This is a genomic window from uncultured Sphingomonas sp. (assembly GCF_946477935.1).
Lineage (GTDB): Bacteria > Pseudomonadota > Alphaproteobacteria > Sphingomonadales > Sphingomonadaceae > Sphingomonas.
The window spans coordinates 1-10,798 of the sequence record NZ_CAMLAC010000120.1 but is presented as its reverse complement, the minus strand read 5'-3'; the positions used below and the strand labels follow the sequence as shown (position 1 = coordinate 10,798).

At 67.1% G+C, this 10,798-nt stretch carries 11 protein-coding genes; 4 read left to right on the top strand and 7 right to left on the bottom strand.

Features of this window, described 5'->3' with window-relative positions; translation table 11 throughout:
- Positions 1-72: 72 nt before the first annotated feature.
- Positions 73-504: a YcgN family cysteine cluster protein gene (locus tag Q0U08_RS12860; RefSeq protein ID WP_298091790.1), complete on the bottom strand. Its 432-nt coding sequence runs from the start codon at positions 502-504 to the stop codon at positions 73-75.
- Complete coding sequence (locus tag Q0U08_RS12855) at positions 501-1,085, bottom strand: SCO family protein (protein WP_298091789.1); 585 nt, start codon at positions 1,083-1,085, stop codon at positions 501-503. Before Q0U08_RS12855 ends, Q0U08_RS12860 begins: the two co-directional genes overlap by 4 nt.
- A 63-nt stretch (positions 1,086-1,148) precedes the next feature.
- On the opposite strand from Q0U08_RS12855, the gene Q0U08_RS12850 reads away from it, so the two are divergent.
- Complete coding sequence (locus Q0U08_RS12850; RefSeq protein WP_298091788.1) at positions 1,149-1,748, top strand: ankyrin repeat domain-containing protein; 600 nt, start codon at positions 1,149-1,151, stop codon at positions 1,746-1,748.
- A gap of 1 nt (position 1,749) precedes the next feature.
- Here Q0U08_RS12850 and Q0U08_RS12845 read toward each other — a convergent pair whose 3' ends face one another.
- Positions 1,750-2,154 carry a DUF1489 domain-containing protein gene (locus Q0U08_RS12845; RefSeq protein WP_298091791.1) on the bottom strand — a complete coding sequence of 135 codons (405 nt, stop codon included), beginning with the start codon at positions 2,152-2,154 and terminating at the stop codon, positions 1,750-1,752.
- 37 nt (positions 2,155-2,191) lie between these two features.
- On the bottom strand, positions 2,192-3,589 hold the full coding sequence (gene mgtE / locus Q0U08_RS12840) for a magnesium transporter (protein ID WP_298091787.1): 1,398 nt from the start codon (positions 3,587-3,589) through the stop codon (positions 2,192-2,194).
- A gap of 111 nt (positions 3,590-3,700) precedes the next feature.
- Here mgtE and Q0U08_RS12835 point away from each other — a divergent pair, with 111 nt between their 5' ends.
- Positions 3,701-4,156 (top strand): peptidylprolyl isomerase, encoded by a 456-nt coding sequence (locus Q0U08_RS12835; protein ID WP_298091786.1) that lies wholly within the window; start codon positions 3,701-3,703, stop codon positions 4,154-4,156.
- Positions 4,157-4,651: 495 nt separating this feature from the next.
- Here the strand turns inward: Q0U08_RS12835 and Q0U08_RS12830 are convergent, their stop codons facing one another.
- Positions 4,652-5,542, bottom strand: a complete 891-nt coding sequence (locus tag Q0U08_RS12830) for a LysR substrate-binding domain-containing protein (RefSeq protein WP_298091785.1) — start codon at positions 5,540-5,542, stop codon at positions 4,652-4,654.
- A gap of 258 nt (positions 5,543-5,800) precedes the next feature.
- Between Q0U08_RS12830 and Q0U08_RS12825 the strand changes: the two genes are divergently transcribed.
- A complete protein-coding gene (locus Q0U08_RS12825; protein ID WP_298091784.1) occupies positions 5,801-8,074 on the top strand; it encodes a CDC48 family AAA ATPase in 2,274 nt (757 codons plus the stop codon).
- Between the two features lie 35 nt (positions 8,075-8,109).
- Here Q0U08_RS12825 and Q0U08_RS12820 read toward each other — a convergent pair whose 3' ends face one another.
- A complete protein-coding gene (locus tag Q0U08_RS12820; protein WP_298091783.1) occupies positions 8,110-8,424 on the bottom strand; it encodes an antibiotic biosynthesis monooxygenase in 315 nt (104 codons plus the stop codon).
- Positions 8,425-8,590: 166 nt separating this feature from the next.
- Between Q0U08_RS12820 and Q0U08_RS12815 the strand changes: the two genes are divergently transcribed.
- Positions 8,591-9,205, top strand: coding sequence for a methyltransferase (locus tag Q0U08_RS12815; protein WP_298091782.1), 615 nt, complete (start codon positions 8,591-8,593; stop codon positions 9,203-9,205).
- 50 nt (positions 9,206-9,255) lie between these two features.
- Here Q0U08_RS12815 and Q0U08_RS12810 read toward each other — a convergent pair.
- Positions 9,256-10,798, bottom strand: a 1,543-nt coding sequence (locus Q0U08_RS12810) for an AsmA-like C-terminal region-containing protein (protein ID WP_298091781.1), incomplete at its 5' end; no start/stop codon positions are given.

Here is a 10,798-nt window from a genome sequence, read left to right as displayed (position 1 = left end):
CCCTCCCCACGGCTGACGCCGCGGGTCCCCTCCCTCTCCCCGGAGGGGAGAGGGGTTGGTGACAAACACCCCTCACAAATCCCGTTCGACGATGTGGTTCTCGAACTCGCCGGCATCGTCTTCGCTGACCGTCCAGCCGCGTACCGATTCGCCCGCGCGGTGCACCGCGTCGCGGTCGCCCGAGACGAGGTAATGCCAGTCGGGCAGCGGCTCGTTCGCGGCGCGCAGGCGGTAGGCGCAGGTGCGCGGCAGCCAGTCGATGTTGCGGACGTTGCGCATCGTCAGCCGCACGCATTCGGGCACGAAGGCGCGCCGGTTGCGATAGTCCGAGCAGAAGCCGGTGCGGCGATCGAGCATGCGGCAGGCGACGTTGGTCGGCAGCAACTCGCCGGTATCCTCGTCCTCCAGCTTGTGCAGGCAGCATTTGCCGCAGCCGTCGCACAGCGCCTCCCACTGGGCGCGGTCGAGCTGCTCGATCGGCAGCTCCCAGAATTTCACGGTCATCGGACCCAGCGCTCCAGCGCGTTCGCCACGGCCTCCGGTCCCTCGTCGGCAGGGATCAGCGCGATGGGCAGGTTGTTCGGATCCATCAGATAGGTGGTCCGCGCGTGATTGACGAGATAGCCGCCGCCCGGTGACGCTTCGCCCTTCTCGGCATAGACGCCGTAGGACTTGGCCATCGCGGCGATCGCCGCCTCGCTGCCGGTCAGGCCGATGGCACGGGGGTGAAAGGCCGCCGCGAACCGCCTGACGACGGGCGCGGTGTCGCGCGCGGGGTCGACGGTGACGAAGACGGGGACGATCCGCTGCGCCTTGGCGGGGTCGCGCGCTTCCAGCAGGCGCAGGCCAGCGCCGATCGCCTGCATGTCTGTGGGGCAGACATCGGGGCAGAAGGTGTAGCCGAAATACATGACACGCCAGCGTTTCCCCAGCGACCGGTCGGTCACGGGCGTGCCGTCTCCCCCGGTCAGGCGGAACGGGCCGCCGATCCGGGCGCCGGCCAGCGGCGGCGTGGACGCATCGGGCGCGGATGGGCTGCATGCGGCCAGCGCGACCAGCAGCGGCAGGAAGCGCAACAGGGTCATGACGCGTGCAGCCTTGCTGTGTTAGGCAGCGGATCGCAAGCCATGGATTCCAAGGATCTCCGCATGTCCGTCCGCTCCCTCCTGGCAGCCATGCTGCTGGGTGTTCTCGTTGCCGCACCGGCCGGTGCGCAGCAACAGTCCGAAAGCTACAAGTTCCTCCAGGCCGTGAAAGACGCCAAGGGCAACGAGGTGACCGAGATGCTCGGCCGCCCCGGCAGCAACATCATCAACACGCGCGATCCGTCGACCGGCGAGGGCGCGCTGCACACCGTCATCAAGCGCGGCGACGAGACCTATCTGCGCTTCCTGCTGCAAAAGGGCGCCGACCCGAACCTGCGCGACGGGCGTGGCAACACGCCGCTGCTGCTGGTCGTCACCACCGGGCAGACCGACATGATCGGCATCCTGGCGGCGGCGAAGGCCAATGCCAACATCGCCAATTCGGCGGGCGAGACGCCGCTGATCCGGGCGGTGCAGCGCCGCGACATCGCCATGGTGCGCGAATTGCTGGCCGCCGGTGCCGATCCCGATCAGGGCGATCTGCTCGCCGGCATGTCGGCGCGGGATTACGCCACGCAGGATTCGCGCAACGCCGCCATCGCCAAGATCCTGGCCGATACGCCCAAGAAGACCCGCAAGGCGGTGTCGGGGCCGAAGCTGTAGGTCAGATCAGCGCCAGCTCGGCGAGTTTGCCGAGCAGCACGGGCGGCAGCACGTCCGCGCCGTCGGCGTCGCCGCCCAGGTCGGCGGGGGCGTCGGCGGCCTCCAGATAGCGCCAGCCCTGGTGCGCGCGCTTGGGGCGGGCCTGCACCAGCACGAGCGCGGGGTCGATATGGATCGCGCAGCGACCGCCCTCCGCCTCGCCGAAGGACAGGATCGGCGAGCGGGCGATCAACTGGTGCTTCAGGATCCAGAACAGCGATCCCTGACCCGCCACTTCCTCATGCCGCTTGGGCAGGTAGCGGGTGGTGAGAAAGACAGGGCCGTCGGCGGCGCGGAGGAGAAGGCGTTCGGCAAGATGCTCGACGCTTGCCGCGCCGAACGCCACTTTGGTCAGATGCAGTGCCACGCCGCTGGATTTGGGGGCGAAAGCCGCCCGCGACAAGTCAGCCGCCCAGCCCCCACAACGCCGCCAGCCCCAGAAACGTGAAGAAGCCCATCGAGTCGGTGCAGGTGGTGACGAAGACCGACGATGCGACGGCCGGATCGATGTTGAACCGGTCGAGCGTCACCGGCACCAGCACGCCGACCAGGCCGGCGACGATGTTGTTGATGAACAGGGCGAGTGCGAAGACGATCGCCAGCCCGGGATTGCCGAACCACAGATAGGCGCCCGCCCCGACCAGCAGGCCGAGGCCCGTGCCGTTGCTGGCGGCGATGCGCAGTTCGCGCACGATCATCCTGAGCGTGTTCGATCCGGTAAGCTGATTGGTGGCGAGCGCGCGGACAACCACCGCCAGCGTCTGCGTGCCCGCATTGCCGCCCATGCCGCTGACGATGCCCATCAACTGCGCCAGCACCGCGAAGCGCGCGATGCGTTCGTCGAACAGCCCGACCACCGTCGCGGCCAGCATCGCGGTGGGCAGGTTGATCAGCAGCCAGGTGAGCCGGGTACGCACGGTGAAGCGGATCGGCTCGTTGATGTCGCCTTCGCCCGCGCCGGACAGCAGCAGCGTATCCTCGCCCGCCTCTTCCTGGATGATATGGACGACGTCGTCGACCGTGATCATGCCGACCAGGCGGCCGCTGGCATCGACCACCGCGGCGGAGATCAGCGCATATTTCTGGAAGCGCAGCGCCACCTCTTCCTGGTCCATGTCGACCGGGATCAGCGTCTGTTCGCGCTTCATGACGTCGGCGAGCGCGATGTCGCGGGGCGTGCGCAGGATCCAGGAAAGCTGGCACGTGCCGACCGGCTTGTGCCGTTCGTCCACCACGAAGATTTCCCAGAAATCGGTGGTCAGCTCGTCATGGCCGCGCAGGAAGTCGATCGCGTCGCCCACCGTCCAGTGCTCGGGCACCGCGATCAGTTCGCGCTGCATCAGGCGGCCGGCGGATTCCTCCGGGTAGGACAGCGCCTCCTCGATCGCGGCGCGATCGTCCGGATCGAGCGCGCGCAGCACCGCGCGCTGCTCATGCTCGTCCATGTCCTCGATGATCGCGACCGCGTCGTCGGTATCGAGTTCGGAGGCGATGTCCGCGACCTGATGCGGCTCCAGCGCCTGGATCAGTTGTTCGCGAACATAATCGTTCATCTCGGCGAACACGTCGCCGTTCAGCAGGTCGGCCACCGCGCGCGCCAGCGTGCCGCGATCCTCTTCGGGGATCAGCTCGAACAGGTCGGCGATGTCGGCGGCATGCAGCGGCTCGACCAGCGCACGGGCGCCCTCGTCATTGCCGTCCTCGACCGCCTCCAGCACCGCGCGGACATATTCGGGCTTCAGCCGATCGTCCTCGTCCAGCTGGGTTTCGCCCTCCACCTCGGGAAGCTCGGTGTCGCTCATCGCTGCCTCCCTGACGTTTCGCGTGCGGTTCGCGCTCTATCGCGGTGCAACGCGATTTGCCAGCGGGCGAACGAATCCCTACCTGCGCGGGCAGTACAGGAAGGAAGACTGATGGCCGATACCTTTGAGACGCTGACCCTGACGCTGGACGACGGCGACGTCGTCATCACGCTGCGCCCCGATCTGGCGCCCGAGCATGTCCGCCGCATCGGCGAACTGGCGAATGAGGGCTTTTACGACGGTGTCGTGTTCCACCGCGTGATCCCCGGCTTCATGGCGCAGGGCGGCGACCCGACCGGCACCGGCATGCACGGGTCCGACAAGCCGAATTTACGCCAAGAGTTCAACGCCGAGCCGCATGTGCGCGGCACCTGTTCGATGGCGCGGACGAGCGACCCGAACTCGGCCAACTCGCAGTTCTTCATCTGCTTCGACGATGCGCGCTTCCTCGACCGTCAGTACACGGTGTGGGGTCAGGTCGCGAGCGGCATGGAGCTGATCGACGCGCTGCCCAAGGGTGAGCCGCCCCGCGAGCCGGGCAAGATCGTGAAGGCGCGCGCGGCGTAATCTGCCGCATTCAGGCCCTCGCTTCTTGGAGCGGGGGCCTTTTTTTTGCGCGCGGAGGCGCGGAGGACGCAGAGATTACGTTGCTGATTTTGCGTTCCGGTCAACAAGTGGTGTTCGGACGGGCAACGCCTCTGCGTCCTCCGCGCCTTTGCGCGAACAGAATTTCACGCGAAGACGCGAAGGCGCGAAGAGAAGGGGTAAAGGTCCGCTGCCGCGGACGGTCCATCTTGGCGGCTTCGCGTCTTCGCGTGAACCCTCAAGCCGCCTACGGCTAGCGATATCGAAGCGGCGGACGAGGCGCGGAGGACGCAGAGATCGCGTTGCTCGTTTTGCGTTCTGGTCAACAAGCGGGGTTCAAACGCGCCATGCCTCTGCGTCCTCCGCGCCTCTGCGCGAACAGATTTCACGCGAAGACGCGAAGGCGCGAAGAGAAGTAATATAGGTCCGCTGCCGCGGACGAGCGATCTTGGCGGCTTCGCGGCTGCGCGTGAACCCTCAGGCCGCTTGCGGATATAAAGTCCGGATCAGCCAGTCGTGGAACAGCTTCACCGGCTTCTGCTGGAGCGCGCGCGGGCGGCAGACGAACCAGTGGCTGTACGGGCTTTCAACCTCGATATCGAACAGGCGGACGAGGCGCGGATCATGCGCATTCTCGAAATGGCTGGCATGCATGAAGGCGATGCCGAGACCCTGCGCGACCGCCTCCAGCATCAACCCGCCCGAATCGAAGAAGTCGATCGCCTTGGGCTTTACGTTCGGCAGGCCGACGGTGCTGGTCCAGGCGGTGAAGGCATCCGGCATTTCGCGGTGGAGCAGCGCGGTCATGCCGTTCATCTGTTCGGGACGGACGATCGGATCAGGCCCGTCGAGCAACGTCTTGGCGCCGATCACATAGACGCGGTTGGTATCCAGCCGCTTGGCATAGAGCGCGGGATCGATCTCGCGGCCGAGCGCGATCACCGCATCCAGCCCCTCGCCCAATCGCGCGATGCCGTGGCCCGCCGTGTCGATGTCCAGATGCAGTTCGGGATGGGCGGTGCGCAGTTCGCCCAGCCGCGGGAAGAGCTTTTGCGAGGCGTAGAGCGGCAGCACACCGAGACGCAGGCGCAGCACTTCCTGCCCGCTCGACATCGCCTCCACCGCATCCGACAACTGATCGAGCAGCGGCGCGATCTGGGCCATCAGCGTTTCGCCATCGTCGTTCGGCACCATCGCCTGATGCCGCCGCGCGAACAGCGGCTTGCCGACGAATCGCTCGAGCGTCTGAACCCGGCGGCTGAGCGCGGGCGCGGACAGCGCCAGTTCCTCCGCCGCGGCTTTGATCGAACCGAGCCGCGCCACCTGCACGAATGCCTCGATAGCCCCCAAGGGCGGCAGCCTGCGCATCGACATCCTCCTCCTGGGACACTTGGATCAAACGGTTGCACATCTTGCAAGCGTCAACACGCTTTTCGCACTTGCAACATAATCTGCCGCGACGCAAAAAGCACGGGCCTTTCAGGCATCCTCTCCTAAAAACTTTCATGGGCTGGTCTGCGGACCGGCCCTTTTTTTTGGCACCGCACGCCGCCTCGCCCTTTCGCGATCCGGAACCCGCCCCCACGTGGCGCGCTCTTGGCGATACGAAAAAGCACGAGGAACAGCATGGCCGAAAGCGACGCGCCGACGCGCAAGATACAGGTGGCGAACAGCCGCCCCGAAGATTCGGGACGCGGCCTCGCGCACCTGCCGCGCTCGCTGATGGCGGCGTTGCAGATCGCCGAGGGCGACGTGATCGAGATCGTCGGCAAGCAGGCGACACCCGCCCGTGCGGTCGGCCCCTATCCGGAGGATGAGGGGTTGGACATCCTGCGCATCGATGGCTTGCAGCGGGCCAATGCCGGTGTCGGCTCGGGCGATTTCGTCGAGGTGCGCCGGGTCGATTCGAAGCCGGCGTCCCGCGTCGTCTTTGCGCCGGCACAGCAGAATCTGCGCCTGCAAGGCTCCACCAATGCGCTGAAGCGCACTTTTTTCGGGCGGCCTTTATGTCAGGGCGACGTGGTGGCGACCGCAGGGCAGCAGCGGGTGACGAACATGCCGCCGGGCGTGCAGCGTTACATGAACGCGCCGGCCTATGCGCTGCAGGAAATCCGCCTCGCCGTGGTGCAGGCCAGCCCCAAGGGCGTGGTGCATATCGACGAGAATACCGAGATCGAACTGCGCCCCGAATATGAGGAGCCCGCACAGCGTCGCGCCGACGTCACCTATGACGATATCGGCGGCATGGCGACGACGATCGACCAGTTGCGCGAGATGGTCGAGCTGCCGCTGCGCTATCCCGAGCTGTTCCAGCGGCTGGGGGTCGATCCGCCCAAGGGGCTGCTCCTCTACGGCCCGCCGGGAACGGGCAAGACGCGGCTCGCCCGTGCGGTTGCCAACGAGTCGGATGCGCAATTCTTTCTGATCAATGGGCCGGAGATCATGGGCTCCGCCTATGGCGAGTCCGAATCAAGGCTGCGCGAGGTGTTCGAGGAAGCCACCAAGGCCGCCCCCTCGATCGTGTTCATCGACGAGATCGATTCGATCGCCCCCAAGCGCGACCGGGTGCAGGGCGAGGCGGAGAAGCGCCTCGTCGCGCAGTTGCTGACGCTGATGGATGGACTGGAGTCGCGTGCGAACCTCGTGGTGATCGCGGCGACGAATCGGCCAGAGGCTATCGACGAGGCGCTGCGTCGGCCAGGCCGCTTCGACCGAGAGATCGTGGTCGGCGTGCCCGACGAGCGTGGACGCCGCGAGATACTGGGCATTCATACGCGTGGCATGCCGCTGGGCGACAAGGTCGATCTGGACGAGCTGGCGCGCACCACCTTCGGCTTTGTCGGGGCCGATCTGGCGGCGTTGACGCGCGAGGCGGCGATCGAGGCGGTGCGGCGGATCATGCCGAGGCTGAATCTGGAGGAGCGGACGATCCCGCCCGAGGTGCTGGATACGCTGTCCGTCACGCGCGAGGATTTCCTGGAGGCGCTGAAGCGCGTCCAGCCGTCCGCGATGCGCGAGGTGATGGTGCAAGCGCCGAGCGTGCGCTGGGACGATGTCGGCGGACTGGATGCCGCGCAGGTGCGGTTGAAGGAAGGTGTGGAGCTGCCACTGAAGGATCCGGACGCCTTCAGGCGGCTGGGCATCCGTCCCGCCAAGGGCTTCCTGCTGTATGGCCCGCCGGGCACGGGCAAGACGCTGCTCGCCAAGGCGGTAGCGCGCGAGGCGGAGGCGAACTTCATCGCCACCAAGTCGAGCGACCTGCTGAGCAAATGGTATGGCGAGAGCGAGCAGCAGATCAGCCGGCTGTTCGCCCGCGCCCGGCAGGTGGCGCCGACGGTGATCTTTATCGACGAACTCGATTCGCTGGTGCCCGCGCGCGGCGGCGGGCTGGGCGAGCCGCAGGTGACCGAGCGGGTGGTGAACACCATCCTGGCCGAAATGGACGGGCTGGAGGAATTGCAGTCGGTGGTCGTCATCGGCGCGACCAATCGGCCCAATCTGGTCGATCCGGCCCTGCTGCGCCCCGGTCGTTTCGACGAGCTGATCTATGTGGGCGTGCCCAATGAGGAGGGGCGCCGCCGCATCCTGGGCATCCAGACGCAGAAGATGCCGCTGTCCGGCGACGTCGATCTCGACATCGTCGCGCGGCGCACGGAGCGTTTTACCGGCGCCGATCTGGAGGATGTGGTTCGCCGCGCCGGTCTGGTCGCGCTACGGCGTTCGATTCAGTCGCAATCGGTGACGATGGCCGATTTCGAGGAAGCGCTGGACGAGGCGCGTGCCAGCGTGACGCCGGAAATGGAGCGCGACTACGAGCAGATCGCCGCCAAGCTGAAGCAGGATGCCGCCGCGATCCAGCCGATCGGCTTTGCTTTCCCGAACCGGCCGCGGGAGGATTGAGGGCATGATCCCCTCTCCCCGGCGGGGAGGGGGGATCATGCCCGTTCCCATTGGTAGGACCGCGTGATCGCGCCCACGGCGACGGCGTAGCGTTCATACCATGCGTCGCGCCCTCGTGCGCGAATGGCGGCGTGGGCGGGATGCTCTCGCCAGGCGATCGCCGCCGCTTCGTCCGTCCACCAGCTTATCGTTATGCCGAGACCATCGGTGCCGAGCACCGCATCCACGCCGCGATATCCCGGCTGTTCGGCGGCGAGCCGGTCCATCGCCTCCGCCGCCTCGGCATAGCCGGCATCGGCGCCGGTACGCTGCGACACGAAGATGACCGCGATCTGTCCCGTCCGATCCATGTGCCTCGCCCCGTCCCGTCCCGCGACCGTTTAACCGCGCCCATATGCCACGCCAAGGTCGCCGGCCGCACCGATGCAACCCAAAAGCTTGAAACACGTTTGCGACCTGTGCGACGGAGGGGGAGACCTCGCCGCCCGTGTGGGGACCACGAACGACAGGATCTCGATGCCCAGCTCGACCACCGCCGCGCGCCGTGCGCGTTCACGACCCGCGGGCGTGCCGTCCCCCGGCCAGATGTTCTTCCAGGAATTTCTGAAACATCCCGTGATGGTCGGCTCGATCATCCCGTCTTCCAACAAGCTGATCCGCAAGATGCTAGCGCCTGTCGACTGGGCGAACACCAAGCTGTTCGTGGAATATGGCCCCGGCGTCGGCACCTTCTGCCGGCCGATCCTGGAGCGGATGGCACCCGATGCGATGCTGATCGCCATCGACACCAACGCGGATTTCTGCCGTTACCTGCGCCATACGATTACGGATTCCCGTTTCACGGCGGTTAACGGGTCGGCGGCGGACGTTGCCCAGATCATCAAGGACCATGGCTTCGAGCATGCCGATTACGTGCTGTCCGGCCTGCCCTTTTCCACGTTGCCGCCAGGCGTCGGCCCGGCGATCGCCGCGGCGACGCATCAGGTGCTGCGCCCCGACGGTGCCTTTCTGGTCTATCAGTTCAGCCCGAAGGTGAAGGACTTTCTGGTTCCGCACTGGCAGCGGATCGATCACGACATGGAATGGTGGAACGTGCCGCCGGCCCAGCTCTACTGGGCCTGGAAGGACTGACCCGCCCCTGACGCCGGCCCTTCAAACGGCCGGCGTTTCCGTATCCAGCGTCAGCGCAGCGCCTTCGCAGCCAGCGCACCGCAATCCGCGTTGCTGGCGGTCGGGCCGGTATTGCCGGTGATCGCGCGGCCGATCGAGCGGAAGATGTTGCCGACCGACCTTATCTCGCGCGGGATGACGAGGTTCGGCGCCCGGATCGTGCCGGTCATCATGGCCGCCCCGTCCAGCCGCAGGATCGCGTCACCCTTGGGCGCGCCGGTCAGGCTGAGCGCGATCCGCTCCTCCGGAAAGCGCACCGTGCCCGTACCTTGCAGCTTGCTGCGCGTCGTATCCAGCACCAGCGGATCGACACGACCGACGCCGTCGCGCATGGCGAGCCGCAGCACCAGGCAGCGCAGCCCTGCCCGCGAATCGTCGCCGGTGACCAGCATCCGCCCGGCATCGAAGCCAAGCGCGGCGGCATAGCGATCCGGCAGGGTGCCGTTGCGGATGACCAGCCCGATCGACCCGCGCGACCGGCCGATGGCGTCGCGGATCGTCTCGCCTGCGCCGGTCAGTCGGGCACGTGCCGAAACCCGGCCGGTAAAGTCGCCACCGCCGCCGGCCAGCGACAGCACGCTGGCATCCGAAAGCCGCAGGTCTAGGGTCAGCGTCGGAATCGGGGCGCCGCCCCGTTGATCGACCTGGGCGGAGCCGCGCACCACGCCTTCCGTCAGGTTCAGCCGCAATTCGGGAACGCGCAGCAACTGGCGGTCCAGGACCAGCCGTCCCGCCATTGCAGTGATCGGGGAAGGCCCCTGCGCGCTGACGATGCGGCCGACCTTGAAGCGGATCGTGCCGTCGGTCGAATCGATCTTGCTGATATCGATGCGCGTATTCGGCACCAGCCGTGGTCCGATGCGGCGCTCCAGCGCGGCGGCCTCCGCGCGACCCTCAGCCGAGGAGAGATCGTCGAAGTCGAACTGGCGGGAGGTGATTTCGCCGTCGATCCTGGTGCGGTCGGTCGTTTTGTCGACGGTCACGCGGCCGGTGAGGTCGGAGCGGCCGATCCTTCCCGTCAGATCGGTGATCGTCCAGATCGGGCGTTGGTGGCGGACATGCGCGGACAGGCGCACCGGGCGCGTGCGGAACAGCCCGGCCTCCACCACGGCATCGATCAGTTTCAGGTCGCTTGCACGCGCGGTCAGGTCCAGCGTCATCGCGTTGGTATCGAGCGCGCGGTCCATGCGGCCGGTGGCACGCATCGCCAGGGCCGGACCTTCGATGATCGCGGTGAACGGCCAGGGGCCGGGGCGGACCGGCGCCCCGGTGACGCGGATCGCGACATCGGCGCCGCGGATCGACCCGCGGCCTTCCGCGCGCAGCCCGGTATCGGGATTGGCGGCAAAGCGGACGGTGGCGGTCCGGTCCTGCTTGGCGTCGCGATAGGCGATGACGCTGTTGGTGACGGTCAGATCCTGAAGGTCGGTGGCGCCGCCGCCCTGTTCCCCTTGCCCGGGGCGCGACCAGTTTGTGCGGCCATTCCTGTCGCGGACCAAGGCGAGGCGTAGGCCATTCGCCTCCACCGCCTCGATCCGGAAGTCGCCAGTGAGC